This is a genomic window from Brevundimonas sediminis, from assembly GCF_048799765.1.
Lineage (GTDB): Bacteria > Pseudomonadota > Alphaproteobacteria > Caulobacterales > Caulobacteraceae > Brevundimonas.
Genome location: NZ_JBLYQK010000026.1, coordinates 1 through 16,373, shown reverse-complemented (window position 1 = coordinate 16,373; position 16,373 = coordinate 1). Strand labels below are relative to the sequence as shown.

General features: G+C 68.7%; 18 protein-coding genes. 6 read left to right on the top strand and 12 right to left on the bottom strand.

Annotated features, from left to right (window positions below; all coding sequences use genetic code 11):
• The 6 genes from ACLQ7T_RS12905 to ACLQ7T_RS12880 all read right to left on the bottom strand — a co-directional run bounded on the left by ACLQ7T_RS12905 (position 1) and on the right by ACLQ7T_RS12880 (position 5,237).
• Positions 1-1,341, bottom strand: coding sequence for an MFS transporter (locus tag ACLQ7T_RS12905; protein WP_420479787.1), 1,341 nt, complete (start codon positions 1,339-1,341; stop codon positions 1-3).
• A gap of 85 nt (positions 1,342-1,426) precedes the next feature.
• Positions 1,427-2,125 (bottom strand): fumarylacetoacetate hydrolase family protein, encoded by a 699-nt coding sequence (locus tag ACLQ7T_RS12900; RefSeq protein WP_420479786.1) that lies wholly within the window; start codon positions 2,123-2,125, stop codon positions 1,427-1,429.
• Entirely contained in the window at positions 2,122-3,183 is a 1,062-nt protein-coding gene (gene gtdA / locus ACLQ7T_RS12895) for a gentisate 1,2-dioxygenase (RefSeq protein WP_420479785.1), read from the bottom strand. Before gtdA ends, ACLQ7T_RS12900 begins: the two co-directional genes overlap by 4 nt.
• 1 nt (position 3,184) lies before the next feature.
• Positions 3,185-3,508, bottom strand: coding sequence for a non-heme iron oxygenase ferredoxin subunit (locus ACLQ7T_RS12890; RefSeq protein WP_420469578.1), 324 nt, complete (start codon positions 3,506-3,508; stop codon positions 3,185-3,187).
• Positions 3,505-3,999 (bottom strand): aromatic-ring-hydroxylating dioxygenase subunit beta, encoded by a 495-nt coding sequence (locus tag ACLQ7T_RS12885; protein ID WP_420479784.1) that lies wholly within the window; start codon positions 3,997-3,999, stop codon positions 3,505-3,507. The genes ACLQ7T_RS12890 and ACLQ7T_RS12885 overlap by 4 nt, the downstream gene beginning before the upstream one ends.
• Positions 3,996-5,237: an aromatic ring-hydroxylating dioxygenase subunit alpha gene (locus ACLQ7T_RS12880; protein WP_420479783.1), complete on the bottom strand. Its 1,242-nt coding sequence runs from the start codon at positions 5,235-5,237 to the stop codon at positions 3,996-3,998. The genes ACLQ7T_RS12885 and ACLQ7T_RS12880 overlap by 4 nt, the downstream gene beginning before the upstream one ends.
• A gap of 128 nt (positions 5,238-5,365) precedes the next feature.
• Here ACLQ7T_RS12880 and ACLQ7T_RS12875 point away from each other — a divergent pair, with 128 nt between their 5' ends.
• Positions 5,366-6,556, top strand: coding sequence for an NAD(P)/FAD-dependent oxidoreductase (locus ACLQ7T_RS12875; RefSeq protein WP_420479782.1), 1,191 nt, complete (start codon positions 5,366-5,368; stop codon positions 6,554-6,556).
• Positions 6,557-6,559: 3 nt separating this feature from the next.
• On the opposite strand, the gene ACLQ7T_RS12870 is transcribed toward ACLQ7T_RS12875, so the two are convergent.
• Positions 6,560-7,336, bottom strand: coding sequence for an IclR family transcriptional regulator (locus tag ACLQ7T_RS12870; RefSeq protein ID WP_420479781.1), 777 nt, complete (start codon positions 7,334-7,336; stop codon positions 6,560-6,562).
• Positions 7,337-7,528: 192 nt separating this feature from the next.
• On the opposite strand from ACLQ7T_RS12870, the gene ACLQ7T_RS12865 reads away from it, so the two are divergent.
• The 3 genes from ACLQ7T_RS12865 (at position 7,529) to ACLQ7T_RS12855 (ending at position 11,300) form a co-directional block, all read left to right on the top strand.
• Positions 7,529-8,203, top strand: coding sequence for a DUF305 domain-containing protein (locus ACLQ7T_RS12865; protein ID WP_420479780.1), 675 nt, complete (start codon positions 7,529-7,531; stop codon positions 8,201-8,203).
• 24 nt (positions 8,204-8,227) lie between these two features.
• Positions 8,228-10,075: an LVIVD repeat-containing protein gene (locus tag ACLQ7T_RS12860; protein WP_420479779.1), complete on the top strand. Its 1,848-nt coding sequence runs from the start codon at positions 8,228-8,230 to the stop codon at positions 10,073-10,075.
• Positions 10,076-10,190: 115 nt separating this feature from the next.
• A complete protein-coding gene (locus ACLQ7T_RS12855; protein WP_420479778.1) occupies positions 10,191-11,300 on the top strand; it encodes a DUF2855 family protein in 1,110 nt (369 codons plus the stop codon).
• On the opposite strand, the gene ACLQ7T_RS12850 is transcribed toward ACLQ7T_RS12855, so the two are convergent.
• From ACLQ7T_RS12850 to ACLQ7T_RS12840, 3 genes are read right to left on the bottom strand one after another with little or no spacing between them, the layout of a single operon-like run.
• Positions 11,297-12,103 carry a DUF1295 domain-containing protein gene (locus tag ACLQ7T_RS12850; protein WP_420479777.1) on the bottom strand — a complete coding sequence of 269 codons (807 nt, stop codon included), beginning with the start codon at positions 12,101-12,103 and terminating at the stop codon, positions 11,297-11,299. The two genes, ACLQ7T_RS12855 and ACLQ7T_RS12850, sit on opposite strands and share 4 nt — an antisense overlap.
• Positions 12,104-12,742 (bottom strand): cadmium/peroxide/UV radiation responsive anti-sigma factor ChrR, encoded by a 639-nt coding sequence (gene chrR / locus ACLQ7T_RS12845; RefSeq protein ID WP_420479776.1) that lies wholly within the window; start codon positions 12,740-12,742, stop codon positions 12,104-12,106.
• Positions 12,739-13,344 carry a sigma-70 family RNA polymerase sigma factor gene (locus ACLQ7T_RS12840; protein WP_420479775.1) on the bottom strand — a complete coding sequence of 202 codons (606 nt, stop codon included), beginning with the start codon at positions 13,342-13,344 and terminating at the stop codon, positions 12,739-12,741. Before ACLQ7T_RS12840 ends, chrR begins: the two co-directional genes overlap by 4 nt.
• Before the next feature lie 104 nt (positions 13,345-13,448).
• Between ACLQ7T_RS12840 and ACLQ7T_RS12835 the strand changes: the two genes are divergently transcribed.
• The gene (locus ACLQ7T_RS12835) at positions 13,449-14,792 is read left to right on the top strand and encodes an NAD(P)/FAD-dependent oxidoreductase (RefSeq protein ID WP_420479774.1); all 1,344 of its coding nucleotides are present in this window, start codon (positions 13,449-13,451) and stop codon (positions 14,790-14,792) included.
• The gene (locus ACLQ7T_RS12830; protein WP_420479773.1) at positions 14,789-15,562 is read left to right on the top strand and encodes a DUF1365 domain-containing protein; all 774 of its coding nucleotides are present in this window, start codon (positions 14,789-14,791) and stop codon (positions 15,560-15,562) included. Before ACLQ7T_RS12835 ends, ACLQ7T_RS12830 begins: the two co-directional genes overlap by 4 nt.
• Here ACLQ7T_RS12830 and ACLQ7T_RS12825 read toward each other — a convergent pair.
• The gene (locus tag ACLQ7T_RS12825) at positions 15,527-16,024 is read right to left on the bottom strand and encodes a type II secretion system protein M (RefSeq protein ID WP_420479772.1); all 498 of its coding nucleotides are present in this window, start codon (positions 16,022-16,024) and stop codon (positions 15,527-15,529) included. The genes ACLQ7T_RS12830 and ACLQ7T_RS12825 overlap by 36 nt on opposite strands.
• Positions 16,021-16,373, bottom strand: a 353-nt coding sequence (locus ACLQ7T_RS12820) for a hypothetical protein (RefSeq protein WP_420479771.1), incomplete at its 5' end; no start/stop codon positions are given. The genes ACLQ7T_RS12820 and ACLQ7T_RS12825, both read right to left, overlap by 4 nt.

Genomic DNA, 16,373 nt, shown 5'->3' with positions numbered 1-16,373 from the left:
TCAGGCTCCGGGAGCGTTGCGGCGCACGGCGCCGAGGGTGAAGACCGCGACCGAGGCGATGACGGCCGGGACCACGGCCAGCAGGATCAGCGATTGCGGGCTCCAGTCGCGGGCCAGCAGCATGCCGCCGACCAGCGGGCCGACGATCGCGCCGATGCGGCCGACGCCCAGCGCCCAGCCCACGCCCGTCGCGCGGATGGCCGTCGGATAGACCGAGGCGGTCAGGGCGTTGCAACCGATCTGGGCGCCGACGACGCCGAAGCCGGACAGGGCCGCGCCGACGAGCAGCACGGTCAGGTTGGTCCCGCCGAAGGCCAGCAGGGCGATGAAGGCGGCCGAGGCGGCGTAGGCGGTCCCCAGAACGATGTAGGGGCTGATCCGGTCGATCATCCGACCCAGGGCGATGGCGCCGACGACGCCGCCGAGGTTCAGGGTGGCGGTCGACAGGATGGCCATGCCGAGCGGCAGGCCGGCGCCCTTCAGAAGGGTCGGCAGCCAGTTCACCAGGAAGTACATGACCAGCAGGTTCATGAAGAAGGCGACCCACAGCAGCAGCGTCGTGGGCGCGCGGCCCTCGCGGAACAGCTGAAAGACCGAGAAGCCCCTGGCGGCGGTCGACTGCTCATCCTTCAGGCCGGCGATGAATTCGCTGACCGAGGCGTTGGCGTCGATCTTGCCGACGATGGGGGCGATCCGCGATTCCGGCGCGCCCTTGGCGACGAGGAAGCGAACCGAGTCCGGCAGCATGAACCACAGGACCGGAAGCAGCAGCAGCGGGAGGACGCCCCCGACCACGAACACCGAATGCCAGTCGAACTCGGCGATCAGCCAGGTCGAGATCAGGCCGCCGATCGTGGAGCCCAGCGGGAAGCCGCAGAACATGACGGTGACCAGGGTGGCGCGCAGGCGGGCCGGACCGTACTCGCTGGTCAGGGCGATGATGTTCGGCATGGCGGCGCCGAGACCGATCCCGGTGATGAAGCGATAGATCAGAAGCTCGTTCATCGAGGTGGAGAAGGCCGTCAGCAGGGCGAACAGGCCGAAGATCGCGGTCGAGATCAGGATCACCGTCTTGCGGCCGAACCGGTCAGCGGCGGGACTGAGGACGAAGGCGCCGACAGTCAGGCCGAGCAGGCCGATCGCGAAGATCGGACCGAAGGCGGACGGGGCCAGACCCCAGTCCTCGGCGATCTTCGGAGCGACGAAGGCGATCGACTGGGTGTCGAACCCGTCGAGCATTGCGATGATGAAGCACAGCGCCGTGACGCCGAACTGGAGCGGGCCGAATTTGGCCCGGTCGATGACGGCGTTGCCGCCGCCGGTTCCGGAAATGGTAGCCATTGTTTGTTCCTCCCCCGGGGGACGCGCGGATCTTTCCTGCCCGCTTGGTCCCCGTTGATGATGATGGTGGTGTGGATGGTCCGGATCAGGCCGCTCTCGGCCCGACCTTGATTTCAAGCGGCGTCAGCCCGTCGATGGTGACGACGATATCGTCGCCCTCGATCACGGCGCCCACGCCCGCCGGCGTGCCGGTGTAGATCAGATCGCCCGGTTCGAGCTTCCAGAGCTTCGAGGCGAAGGCGACGATGTCGTCGACCGGCCAGATCAGCTCGGCCAGATCGGCGTCCTGCCGGGTCTCGCCGTTGACGGTCAGCCTGATCGCGCCCTTCGCCGGATCGAAGTCCCCCTCGCCCGCCTTGTGGATCAGGCCCAGCGGCGAGGACTGCTCGACGTTCTTGCCGGTATCCCAGGGGCGGCCCTGGGCGCGGGCGTCGAGTTGCAGATCACGGCGGGTCATGTCGAGACCGGTCGCATAGCCCCAGACGTGGTCCCGCGCGTTCTCAACGCTGATGTCCCGCCCGCCCTTGCCGATGGCGACCACCAGTTCGGCCTCGTAGTGGAAGTTTTCGGTCCCGGACGGATAGGCGATCGTCGTGCCCGACGGGACGACGGTCTCGGCCCAGGCAGTGAAGAAGAAGGGCGGCTCACGATCCGGATCGCGGCCCATTTCGCGCGCATGGGCGGCGTAGTTGCGCCCGACGCAGATCACGCGACGCACCGGGAAGTCGTCTCCGGTCGTGGTCGCCGCCAGCACGGGGGCCGGGGTGTCGAACAGCAGGCTCATGCGTTTTCTTCTCTGTAGAGGTTCAGTTTTTCCTGACAGGCCTTGTCCGAGTAGCCGAACAGAACCAGTTGCTCGGTCGCCCTGAAGACGACCTGCTTCCACGACGGGACGACCAGGATTTCGCGGGGGTTCAGGGCGATGGTCTCGCCCTCGATGACCGCTTCACCGGCGCCCTCGACGACGACGAAGATGGTGCCGTCGGTGGACCGTCGCGGCTGCGTCTCGAACCCGGCCGGCATCAGCCGGACATGGGCCGAGATGGTGGCCATGATCGAGCCGCCGTTGACCGGGTTCAGGAACTCCAGCGCATGGCCCAGATGCGGATCGATCTCGGCGCCGCTGTCGGCCAGACCGTCCAGGGCCGGACGCCAATCTGAATAAGGATAGTGGAACAGCGGCTGGTGGGCCGGACGACGATCCGCCGTATGCCCCTTCAGCGGACGCATGTTACGACCGTAGCGGTTGATGCTGTCGCCGGGCGAAACCTGTTCCGGGAACTGGTCCTCGGGATAGCCCTCAGCGAAGCTGGCGTCGAAATGACGGACGGTCGGGATATCGAGGCCGTCCAGCCAGATCATCGGCTTGTCGGTGGGGTTGCCGTGGTCGTGCCACTGACCGCCGGGGGTCAGCACCAGATCGAACGGGCGCATGACGGCCTTCTCGCCATCCACCGAGGTGTAGGCGTTCTCGCCCTCGATGACGAAGCGGAGCGCGCACTGGGTATGTTTGTGCGCCGGGGCGACCTCGCCCGGCAGGATCAGCTGCAGGCCGGCATACAGACTGGGCGTGATGCCCGAATGCCCCGGCAGACCCGGATTCTCGAGGATCAGCACCCGGCGCTCCGCCTGTTTGGCGCTGATCAGGTCGCCGGCGCGCATCAGGTATTCGCGGGCGTTGTCGTAGGACCATTTATGGACCCTGGCCGGGCTGTCCGGCTTCGGCAGCACAAGGGCGGCCAGCTTCTCCCACAGCGGATAGAGGCCTTCCGGCTCCATCTGTTCATACAGGGCGTTGAGCTGCGCCTGCTGGTCGTTCTTCAGCGGTTCGGCCTTGTGCATTTCAGCTCTCCACGCCGACGTGAAGCAGGCCGTTCTCCAGCTTCACCGGGAAGGTTTTCACGGCGACGCTGCAGGGCGCGCCGACGGCGGCGCCGGTCTTCACATTGAAGGTGCCCTGATGCAGCGGGCACTCGATCAGATCGCCGTCCAGATAGCCGTCGGCCAGACTGGCGGCGCCATGGGTGCACAGGTCGGCGGTGGCGTAATATTCGCCGTCCACCGCGTAGAGCGCGATCTTCAGCCCGCCGACCACGGCCTGGGCCACGCCGTACTGCTCAAGATCCGAGGGAGGCAGCGTCGGCTGCCAGGTCAGGGTGGCGGTCATGCGGGGTACACGAGGCTGTTGGGGATCATTTCGGAATCGAAGACGACGATCCGTTCGGCGAACCGCAGACGCCCGCCGTCCTCGACCACGCGGTCATGGCAGACGGCCGACAGGACGATGTCCGAGGGCTTGTCGATCAGGGTCTGGACGACCAGCAGGTTGTGCCGGACCTGGACCCCGCCCTCCCCTTCGCCGACGATGCGCGGCGAGGTCGGGAAGCGGCGATAATAGCGCGGGGCGTACATCTGGGTCCGCGTCAGGCCGGTGACCCGGTCCTTCAGCATGCCGCGGCTCTCGGCCTGCATGGTGCACAGGGAATAGCCCGCCTCGTAGTTCTCGCGCGGGATGACGCGATACACGCACGCTTCGCTGAAGAAGTCGGGCCAGTCGTGCAGGCGGACGTCATCGAGGGTGGCGTAATAGTCGTCGTACAGGTCGCGGATCGCATCGCGCGTGATCGCGGCCGGACGGTTCAGGACAGCGGTGCTCACAGGCCCATCACCTTGCGCCAGTAGCGATACATGCCGCGGACGGCGGTTTCGGTGACCTGGTGATCGGTCGGCGCGATCTCGCGGCCGCCCATCTGCAGGATGAAATGCTCGTCCGGCGAGCCCTGGGCGCCCTGCTGGGTCATCTCCAGAACCTCGCCGTCGTCGGCCGAGACGAAGCCGGCGGGACCGAACAGATTGGCCTGACGCGTGCGGCGCAGGCGCATCTCCGGCGTGTCGTCGGCGTAGCACCAGTGGGTCCAGTGGAAGTCGAAGCCGCCCACGCCCCTGGGCACGATCTGGCGGGTCGTCAGGCTGTTGATCTGCTGCTGCAGGATCACGCTGGGGAAGATGGTGATCATCCCCACGGTCTCGTCGCCGGGGAACTCCTGCACCACGTCCATGACGCGGGGGTCCTCCAGCTTCAGGTCGCCCTGGAAGTTGCGGACGTCGGCCAGGTCCTCGGACGCCTTCTGCTCGCCCTTTCGCGAGATCAGGATGCCGTGACGGCCCTCATCATCGATGTCGACGGCGGACTTCTGGTCGGCGCGGAACAGGCCGAAGGTGGCGAAGAACACGTGCAGCAAGCCCGCGTGGTACGGGTCCTTGATGTTCTCCTGCATCTGCTTCCAGTTGGCCGGAATGTGCTGGCGGTTGTAGCCGAGCACCTCCAGCTTCCGGCCGTCATAGACGCGGGTGTAGTGCTTCCAGAACTTCTCGCCGAGGTACTCGCGGAAGGGCGGGGTCTCGTCCGAGAAGGTCGCCCAGACGACGCCGTTGACCTCTTCGACGCGCAGCTTGTTGAGCCCGTTCTGCGACAGGTCGAAGTCGGCCGGCATGCCGCCCTGGCGCTTGACCCCGCGCCGGAAGGGCACGCCCTGCAGGTCGCCGTTCAAAGCGTAGGACCACTGATGGTACGGGCAGATCAGTTCCTGCGAATGGCCGAACCGGGCCTGGCAGAACTTGACCCCCTTGTGGGCGCAGCGGTTCTCGACGACCGAGATTTCGCCCTCCGCCGAGCGGATCATGACCACCGGCTTTTCGCCCAGGGTCGTCGTCTTCCAGTCGCCGACGTTCGGCAGCTCGCACTCCAGACCCACGTACAGCCAGTGCGGCCCGTACCAGATCTTCTGGAGTTCCTCGGCGTAGGTCTCGGGGTCCGTATAGACCCAGTAGGGCACCGCGGCGTCGGCGTCGGCCGGCCACACCCTGCCCTCAGGCGGACGAACGGAAATGTTCAAGATCACGGCTCCCGGCACTGCAATTCCACCGACGATCTCGGGTCGTCGTTGACCGCAGGAATGTCGTGGCTTTTTTTCTATGTCAAACGCGTTGCATATTGTGCATTGCACACAAGGATCGAAACGACATGGACGAACGCATCGTCATTCTGGGCGCCGGACACGCCGGCGGAGCCGCCGCAATCGCAGTTCGGGAACTTGGATTCACGGGCGAAATCAATCTGATCGGCGAAGAACCAGATGCGCCGTACGAGCGCCCTACCCTGTCCAAGGAGTTCCTCTCGGGGGCGGACGCGGAGCCGGTCTGGCTGGCGGATGACGCACGATGGCGTGATCTCAATGTGCAATTGACGCTCGGCGTCAGCGGAATCGCCATCGACCGTGAAAGCCGTTCCGTCACCCTCTCTGACGGCTCATCGGTTTCCTACGACCGGCTCATTCTCGCGACCGGCGGACGGGTGCGTCGACTGGACACGCCGGACCATCCGCGCATCCATCACCTGCGCACCGCCGACGACGCACGCGCCCTGGCGAAGGCGGCCACGCCCGGGGCCCGCGCGGTCATCGTCGGCGGCGGGGTGATCGGTCTGGAGACCGCCTCGACCCTGGTCGAACTGGGCCTGACGGCGACGGTCCTGGAGGCGGGAGACCGGCTGCTGGGCCGGAACATTCCCGAGGAAGCCGCCGGCTGGCTGGCCGCCGCCCACGCCCGCATCGGGGTCGATGTCCGTCTGGATCGTTCCGTCCGCACCGTCGAGCACCGGGCCGATGGTCTGAAAATCCGGCTCGACGGCGGCGAGACGCTGGACGCGGACCTGATGGTGGTCGGCATCGGCATCATTCCGTGCGCGGAACTGGCGGAAGCCTCGGGCCTGCCGACCGCGGGCGGCGTGCTGGTTGATTCGAACTATCGGTCACTCGGCGATGAGCGGGTGTTCGCCATCGGCGATCTGGCCGTCCGGACCTGGGGCGATGGCCCGACGCCACGCCGCATGGAGACCTGGGCCCACGCCCAGACCTCGGCCCGCGCGGCCGCCCTGGCCATCCTGGGCCTTCCCGCCGAGCCGGAGCCCGCTCCATGGTTCTGGACCGCCCAGTGCGGGCACATGCTGCAGATCGTGGGCGACCCGGGTGCGGGCGATACCGTCATCGCCCGCGGCGACGGGGTAAGGCTCTACGTCCGCGACGACATTCTTGTCGGCGCCGTCTGTCTGGATCAGCCGCGGGACTTCGGCACGGCGAAACGCCTGATCGGCAAGGCGCTGGCCGCCGACCGGGCCGAAGATCCGGCCCTGGACCTGCGCAAGGCCGCGGCCTGATCCTCAGACTGCCGGCCGGCGGCCGCCGATCGCGGCCGTGATCTCGTCGCAGACGGCGATCAGGCGCTCCCGCACCTGATCGTCGCGGTCGGTCCTGAATGCATCCGTGGCCAGCACCGTCGCCGTCAGCGTCGCCTCCTCCTGCAGGTCGAAGATCGGCACGGCGGTGGCGCGCAGGCCCGGGATGAGGGTTCCGCTGATGCCGGAATAGCCGTCGGCCCGCACCCGCTTCCTCAGCCCTTCAACGTCGACCGGCGTCAGCCCCCGCGCCTCGGCGGTCTCCCGCTCGACCATGTGCCGGGTGTGCGAGTCCGGCCGGTAGGCCAGGAAGACGTGCCCCGTCGCCGACCGCAGCAGGGGCAACGGCGATCCGACCATCAGCGAGGTCGAGATCGGCGGGGTCCCCATCACCCAGCGCACCACGATCGGTCCGCTGGGGCCGAGCGAGGCCATCTGCACCGTGCGACCGGTCTCGTGGACAAAGTCCGTGATGCGCCGGTTCGCTTCCTGGAAGGCGTCGATCCGGCTCAGGGCGCCGAGTCCGAGGCGCAAGGCCGCCGGGCCGAGATCGTAGCGGCCGCTGCCCGCGTCCTGCCGCGCCATCCCGGCCGCGCACAGACTGGCGAGATAGCGGTGCGCCTGTGACGGCGACAGATCGGAGGCGGCGGCGATGGTTCCGAGCGCCTGCGGCTCCTCGTAGGAGGCGAGCGCGTCCAGCACCCGCAAGCCGATGCCGACCGACTGAATACCCGCGCGGCGCTTGGTCGTCTCCTTGGCCACGTCAGCCCTCCCGATGACACGCCGGGCGCCGGCGCTGATTCAACTGTCGCCAGCCTAGCACCAGAGGCCCGGGCGGATGAAAGCCCGGAACGCCCTTCCGGCGTTGCAGACTTTTAATGCGCGCGTGCTTGCATCGCCCGAAGAACGGCCCCTAGTCTGCGCGCCTTCGATGTCGCGGCTGGGGAGTAGCGTTTGTCGTATCTGGCCGGACTGATGGCGACCGCCGCGCTTCTGGCGCCGCAGGACGCGCCGCCGATTTTCCAGCCCGGAGCGCCCGGGCAGCCATCGCGGATCATCACTGCGGACCAGGCCCTGGCGCTGGCCCGGACCAGCTACACCGCCGAAGACGTCCAGTTCATGCAGCACATGATCGTTCACCACGCCCAGGCGGTGGAGATGGTCGGACTGCTGGAAGCCCGGGGAGAGAACAGCCGGGTCAAGCTGCTGGGCCGCCGGATCGCCCTGTCGCAGGAAGCCGAGATGGAGCTGATGCGCAGCTGGCTCATCGCGCGCGATCAGCCGACCGGGATGCAGATGGACCATTCCGGACACGGCATGGACCACGGCAGCATGGACCATTCGTCCCACGCCGGTCACGCGGCGGCGCCGTCCGAGACCCCCCTGATGCCCGGCATGCTGTCGCCCGCCCAGATGGCGCGACTGGCGGCGGCCCGCGGAAACGAGTTCGACCGCCTGTTCCTGACCGGAATGATCCAGCACCACCAGGGCGCGATCGACATGGTCGGCGAGCTGCTGGAGCATCCCGACGCCGGACGCGACACCCTGCTGTCGGACTTCACCAACTCCGTGGTGGCGGACCAGTCCACCGAAATCCTGCGCATGCAGTCCCTGCTTTCCGATCTCTGATCCCCTTCACCTGAAAGACCGGCCATGACCATCCGCAAGACCCTGCTGTCCTCTGTCGCTGTTCTCGGAATGCTTCTGGGCGCCGGCGCCGCCTCCGCCCAGCAGGCCTCCGCCGGCGGCAACGTCCAGACCATCACCGCCGACGCCCGCAGCAGCCTGTCGGCCGGGTTGAATGACGCCGGCGTCGCGACCCTGGGCATGACCCTGGAGCACACCCTGGGCAAGCCGGACGGCTTCGTCGACCCGGACATCGGCTTCTCGCCGCCGACCAGCCAGGCCGAGGGCCAGGCGCTGATGGCGCGGGCGCGCGGCAACCCCAACTTCAGCGTCCTGGGCATGGCCAACACCGACATGGCGATGTCGCACGGCAAGCTGTTCGTCGGAAATTTCAACGGCTTCAACGCCTATGACGTGACGACCGGCGGCGCGCCGCAGCTGGTCATGTCCGTGGTCTGCCCCGGCGGTCAGGGCGACGTCTCGGTGCACGGCAACCTGCTGTTCATGTCGGTCGAGGAGGGCCGCGGCCAGCTGGACTGCGGCACGGCGACGTCGACGGACGAGGTCAGCGCGACCCGCTTCCGCGGCGTCCGCATCTTCGACATCAGCGACCTGAACGCCCCGCGCCAGATCGCGGCCATCCAGACCTGCCGCGGCTCGCACACCCACACCCTGGTCCCGCACCCGACTGACGACAACGTCCTGTATGTCTACGGCCAGGGCACCTCGAACGTGCGCAAGACCGAAGAACTGTCGATCTGCACCGACGGCCAGCCGGACTCGAACCCCGAGACCGCCCTGTTCTCCATCGATGTGATCAAGGTCGACCTGTCGCATCCGCAGGACGCGGCCATCGTCAACCGACCGCGGATCTTCGCCGACGCCACGACCGGGCGCGTCGCGGGCCTGTGGCGCGGCGGCCGGGCGGGCATCGCCAGCCAGAACACCGCCCAGACCAACCAGTGCCACGACATCACCGTCTTCCCGGAGATCGGCCTGGCCGGCGGCGCCTGCAGCGGCAACGGCATCCTGCTGGACATCTCGGATCCCGAGCATCCCGCCCGCGTCTCGGACATCTTCGATCCGGACATGGCCTACTGGCATTCCGCGACCTTCAACAACGCCGGCACCTCGGTCGTCTTCACCGACGAGTGGGGCGGCGGGATCGGCGCGCGCTGCCGGGCCGAGGACCCCGCGACCTGGGGCGCCAACATGGTCGCGACGATCGAAAACCGCACCCTCACCGGCCGCAGCTTCCACAAGCTGCCGTCGGCCCAGGGCGCGACCGAGAACTGCGTCGCCCACAACGGCAACATCATCCCGGTCCCCGGCCGCGATCTGATGGTGCAGTCCTGGTACCAGGGCGGGGTCTCGATCATGGACTTCAGCGACCCGGCCAAGCCGGTCGAGATCGCCTATTTCGACCGTGGCCCGATCAATGCCGAGCGCCTGTATGTCGGCGGTTCGTGGTCGGCCTACTGGCTGAACGGCCGCATCTATTCGAGCGAGATCGCCCGTGGCCTCGACGTGCTGCGCCTGACGCCGACCGACCAGCTCTCCGCCGCCGAGATCGCCGCGGCCGAAGCCATCATGAGCGAGGAGATCAACCCGCAACTCCAGACCCGCGTCAGCTGGTCGGACACGCCGGATGTGGCCCAGTCCTATCTGGACCAGCTGGCCCGCGGGACCGCCCTTGAAGCCGCCGTCGCCACCCAGGCCGGCGCGGTTGTCACCGGCTGGCGCGGCGGACGGGTCGACAAACGCGCGGCCGGCCGTCTGGTCACGGCCCTGCGCTCGGCCGCCGAAAAGGCCCAGCCGGTCGACCAGCGCCGCATCAACGCCCTGGCGGACCTGTTCGGCCGCATCTCGGCCTGATTGAAAATCGGGGCGGCCGGTCCGGACCGGCCGCCCCGATCCTTCTCCTGCGTCAACATCCGTTCCTGCTAGTCTCGGGCAAAACAGACAGGCCGGACCTGAAGGGACGAGACGCATGAGTGACGCCAACCACCGCCTGATGACCCGCAAGGCGGACCTCGGGGACACCCTCAGGGCCGCGATCCCCGCCGGTGAGGCGCTGGCCGAGGGCGAGGTCCTGCTGGCGCTGGACCGCTTCTCCCTGACCACCAACAACATCACCTACGCCGCCTACGGCGACGCCATCGGCTACTGGAAGGTGTTTCCGACCGGAGAACCCGACTACGGCCTGATGCCCGTCTGGGGCTTTGCCGATGTCACGGCCTCCCGCGCCGGGGGCGTCACAGAGGGCGCCCGCGTGTTCGGCTATTTCCCGATGGCGGATACGCTGCGGGTCCAGGCCGACAAGGTGTCCCGCGGCGGCTTCGCCGACGCCTCACCCTGGCGCAAGGCCGTGCCGGACATCTACAACCGCTATGTCCTGTGCGCCGCCGACCGGCACTACGATCCGGCGCTGGAGAACAGCGAGGCGATCTTCCGTCCCCTGTTCGTCACCTCCTACACCGCGGTCGACTTCCTGCGGGATGCGGCCTTCTTCGGTGCGAAGCGGATCGTGGTGTCCAGCGCCTCCTCCAAGACCGCCTACGGCGCCGCCTGGTGTCTGGAGCAGGACGATCTGGAGGTCGTGGCCCTGACCGGCGCCCGGAACCGCGCCTTCGTCGAGGGCCTCGGCTGTTATGACGCCGTTCTGGACTATGACGCCCTGGAGACGACGGCTGCGGACGTCCCGACCCTGTACCTCGACCTCGCGGGCGATGCGGCGCTGCGCCGGCGGGTGCATGCCCATTTCGGGGACCAACTGGTCTATGACTGCCTGGTCGGATCGACGCAGAGCGACGGCTTCACCGCCGACGACCCCGGGCTGGTCGGCCCCCGACCGATCTTCTTCTTCGCCGCGACCTGTCTGGACCAGCACCGCGAACGCGGCACGCTGCACGCCTTCTACGAGCGTTTCCTGACGGACCAGAAGACCTTCTTCCGACGGGTGATCGACCCGGCCTCGCCGTGGATCCGGATTGTCGAGCATTCGGGCCTCGGGGCGGCCGCGACCGTGGTGCGCGCCCTGGCCGACGGCGTCTCGGACCCGGCGGAGGGCGCGATCGTCCGGATCGTCCGCGAGGGCTAGCCCGCCCGCTTCGGCGGCCGGGGGAAGAAGCGACTGGTGCGCGCGGCGTAGGCGGCGAAGGCGTCCGGCCGGGTCTGCTTCATGTGCGCCTCAAGCGGCGGCACGCCGGAGACGTGGTTCAGCAGCCAGTAGATGTAGACCGGCGCGGTCAGGGCCAGCCAGCCCCAGGGCCACTGGCCGCCCAGTTCGATGGCCATCACCGGCCACGCGCACCAGCCCAGCCATTCGAAGAAATAGTTCGGATGGCGGGACCAGGACCAGAGGCCCACGTCGCAGACCTTGCCCCGGTTGGCGGGGTCCGCCTTGAACTGCGCCAGCTGCCGATCGGCGGTCGCCTCACCCCAGAGGGCCGCCAGCATGATCACCACACCGACCATGTCGGTCAGGGTCGGCCCCGGCGCCGGATTGCGCGCGGCGACCAGCAGGCTGACGACCAGAAGCGCGCCCGCGCCCGCCTGCAGCATGAGGAAGCCGAACAGCATGGGCTGGGCCCGGTCGCCCCACGCGCGCTTCAGCCCCTCGTAGCGCTCGTCTGGCGCCCCCTTGATGGCCCGTTCCAGCAGATGGCCGCCCAGGCGCAGACTCCACAGGGCGATCAGCCCTGCCACAGCGCCCTGCCGGAACTGGAGTTCTCCGTCTCCCAGCGGCCACAGCGCCACCAGCAGACCGGCCGCGCCGACGCCGAAGGTCCAGAGCGTGTCGACCCAGGCCCCCTGCCCGGTCCGCCACTGGACGAACCAGGCCAGCGACATCACCACGATCAGCAGGAGCAGGGACGCGCCCCAAAGAAGGAGTTCAGGCATCTACAACCGGACAAAGGGCTGGATCAGGCGACCGAACCAGCCATCAAGGACGATCTGGCCGTCAAGCGCGGCCACACACAGACAGGGCTCGTCCGAGATCACACGCGGCTGATGAAGGGTCTCCTCATCCGCCTCCTCGAAGTCACCGGGAAAATAGGCCTGATTCTCCGTGGCATAGGCGCCTGAAATAACGCAGGTCAGTTCGACGCCGCCGTGGGTGTGCTTCGGCGTCGCCTGTCCCGGCGCGATGCGCAGCAGGATCACCCGCGTGTCGCCGTCCCGCGGCGCAAGGACGTCGCGGACCTCGACGCCCGGCCCCAGGGTGCGCCAGCGCCCCAGAGGATAGCGACGCAGGGGTTCCGGCAATTCAGGCATATCGTTCAGCGGCGGCTCGGCGACCACCTCGCCGGTGTCGGCGCCCACACGGGCCAGGGCGCGGGCGAGCGCGTCGGGCTGCAACGGGCTGGGCTCGACCTCCTCAAGGAGGACACCGCCGACTCCCTGCAGGCGACGCACCCAGGCGTCGGCCTCGGGCCGCAGGGCCAGACAGGCGGAGACGACGACCGCCTCGGGCGGGCTCAATTTGCCGGCGGCGTAGGCCAGCAGGCGTTCCTCGGACGGGGACGGACGCGCACTCATCGGCCGCCCTCCTGCTCAAGCATGACGCGAAGTTTCAGCATGGCCTTTCTGATTCTGGATTTGACGGTGCCCAGCGGCAGGCTGAGGCGTTCCGAAATGGCGGAATGGGGTTGGTCGAGGAAGAAGGCCAGGTGGACGACCTGGGCCTGCTCCGGGGTCAGCGCGGCCATCGCCGTGCGCACCCGGTGGGCGTCCTGTCGCTCGGTCAGCAGTTCGTCCGGGCGCTCGGGATCGGGGGGCGGCGGCGTCAGTTCGACCGCCGGAACACGGGCGTCCTTGCGCAGGGCGTCCAGCCGGCGGTTGCGGGCGATGGTGAAAATCCAGGTCGAGGCCCGGGCGACGCGGGGATCAAACAGGTCGGCCTTGCGCCAGACCGTCAGCATGGCGTCCTGGGCGAACTCCTCGGCCGCGGCGTCCGCGGCGCCGCCCCGGATGAGCCAGGACTTCAGCCGCGGCGCAAAATGCTCGAACAGGCGCGCGAAGGCCTCGCGGTCGCGCGTCTGCGCCACCGCCACGATCAGGCGGTCGAAATCCGCCCCGCCGTCAGCCACGCGGGCCGCGCGGACGGGTCGAACGCTCGAGGTCAGGACTGAGCCGTGCATGGATCATCATACGTGTTGTGCCCCCGTATGGATCACCCGTCATCCGGAATGCGTTCCATGACGTAACAAGGACACCGGGCCCGCGGGCCGTCCTGCCTGAGACCATGTCCTTGACCGCTACCGCCTTCGCCCCCCCGAACCGCCGCCTTCGCATCGCCGTCATCGGCTCCGGCGTCTCGGCCCTGTCCTGCGCCTGGCTGCTCAACACCCGCCATGAGGTGACGCTGTACGAGCGCGAGGGACGCCTGGGCGGACATTCAAACACCGTGAACGCGCGTTTGCCGGAGGGCGACGTGGCCGTCGACACGGGCTTCATCGTCTTCAACGGCGCCACCTATCCCAACCTCTGCGCCCTGCTGGATCACCTGAAGGTGCCGACGCGTGAGACGGACATGTCCTTCGCCGTGTCGCTGGAACAGGGCCGGTTCGAATACGCCGCTCCCGCCCTGTTCGCCCAGCGCCGCAACATCTTCCGGCCGCGCTTCTGGAAGATGCTGGCGGAACTGGTGCGGTTCTATCGCCGGGCGCCGGGCGACATCGCCGCCATGGCCGATCCCAATCTCAGCCTGGGCGACTACCTCAAATCGCGGAATTTCGGCGCGGCCTTCAAGGACGACCACCTGCTGCCGATGGCCGCCGCCATCTGGTCGTCCCCGGCCCAGACCCTGAACGACTATCCCGCCGAGGCCTTCGTCCGCTTCTGCAGCAACCACGGTCTGCTCCAGTTCCTGAACCGGCCGATGTGGCGGACCATCGTCGGAGGCAGCCGGGTCTATGTCGAGAAGCTGGCGCAGGCGCTGGGCGATGCGGTCCGGCTGAGCCGCGAGGTCGTCTCCGTCCGCCGGGTCGCCGACGGGGTGATCGTCCGGGACGCCCGGGGGGAGGAGCAGAAGTTCGATCACGTCGTCATCGGCGCCCACGCCGATCAGGCCCTGGCGATGCTGGCCGAGCCGACGGCCGAGGAGCAGCGTCTGCTGGGGGCCTTCCGCTACAGCCGCAACCTGACCATTCTCCACTCGGACCCCGGCCTGATGCCCCGCCGCCGCCGGGCCTGGGCGAGCTGGAACTATATGGGCACCGACAATGGCCTGTGCGTCAGCTACTGGATGAACAAGCTGCAGGGCCTGCCCGGCACGGACCTGTTCGTCACCCTGAATCCGCCGCGCCCGCCCCGGCCCGAGACCCTCCTGCGCACGGAGATGTACGAGCATCCGATCTTCGACAACGCCGCGGTGGCCGCGCAGAAGGCGTTGTGGAGCCTGCAGGGTCAGGGCGGGGTCTGGTATTGCGGCGCCCATTTCGGCTCGGGCTTCCACGAGGACGGCCTGCAGTCCGGGCTGGCGGTCGCAGAGCAGCTGGGCGGCGTGCGGCGGCCGTGGGAGGTCGTGGACGAGAGCGGCCGAATCCATCTGACGCCGGTGCGCGAACCGGAGCGGCTGAGCGCATGACCGCCGCCGGCAGCCTGTATCGCGGCGCGGTGATGCATCGACGGGCCCGCCCGCGCGTGCACGCCTTCCGCTACCGGCTGTTCTGGATCCTGCTGGATCTCGACCGGCTGGACGAGGCGGCCCGCCCGACCCGGCTGTTCTCGATCGGCCGGTTCAACCTGTTGTCGTTCCAGCCCCGCGACCACGGCGACGGCTCGGCGGTCGCCCTTCGCGATCAGGCCAGGGCGAAGCTTGAAGCGGCCGGGATCGCGGATGCGGACGGTCCGATCCGTCTGCTCACCCTGCCCCGGGTCCTCGGCTTCGTCTTCAACCCGATCAGCGTCTACTACGCCGGCCGGGCGGACGGCGGGCTGGCCGGGGTCATCTACGAGGTCACCAGCACCTTCGGCGAGCGTCGCGCCTATGTGCTTCGGGCGGACGGCGGCGCGCTGTTCCGGCACGGATGCGAGAAGACCCTTCATGTCTCGCCCTTCCTGACCATGGACATGACCTACGCCTTCAGGGGCAAGGCGCCCGACGACCTGATGCAGCTCACTATCGACGGCCATGACGCGGACGGACTTGTGATCGCCACCGCGATGCAGGGCGAGCGCCGGCCGCTGAGGGACCGCGAAATCCTGAAGGCCGCCCTGGCCCTGCCCCTCGAGACCCTGAAGGTGGTCGCGGCCATCCACTGGGAGGCCCTGCGCCTGTGGCTCAAGGGCGTGCCGCCGGCGCCCGATCCGAAGAAGGCGTCAGCCGGCGGCGGAACAACCGTTCCGGCCGAGTGAACCGTCGAGGTTCAGGGTGGCGTCGGCGTTCTCGGTAACGCCCAGACTGCAGATCCTGACGCCGTGGTCGGCCTCGAGGGCGGCCAGCCAGACGAAGGTCTCCCGTCCCGGCGCCTGGGACATCTGGATGCCCAGCCCGCCGCCGGGCGCCATGGTGGTGACGACGGCCAGCCCCGCCGTCCCGGCGGTGCGACGGACCAGCGGCTCCAGCCCCTCGGCGTTCGCCGGCGCCGGCGTCGACGGCGATGCGACGTGAGCGAGACCCGAGCGCACCTCCACCAGCGTCGCCTCCGCCTCCAGTCGCCGGTCCGCGGCCGCGACCTGCCAGGCCTGCACCGGGCGGACGACCGCCAGCCACGCCAGAACCCCTGCGATCAGGACGAGCATCACCGCCAGCAGCCGCCGCTCCCGGACGGTGCGGCCGTGCCACCAGCCGAGGACGCGAGACAGGAGGACGTTCATCGGGCGGCTCCGATCGTGATGTCGCTGACCACGCGGCCGGCGTTGTCCTCGGTCCCGGTCTCGGTGACCGTCAGCCCGGCGGCGCGCATGGCGCTGTCGATGCGCTGCACATCGCTGTAATCGGGATGGGTGACGGCGGCCTTCATCCCGTTCTCCGGATCGACCACAAGCATGTCGAGCTCGGCGTCCGGCACCCCCTCGACGGTGGTGAACAGGGCGGCGGCGGCGGACATGACGCCCCCCGGCGGCGGGGCGGCCCGCACCCGCCCGCGCAGGGCGGCCACGGGGTCCGGCGTCCGCGCCAGCTCGGCATCGGCCCGGGCGATCTCGCCCAGCGCCTGGTCTCCCG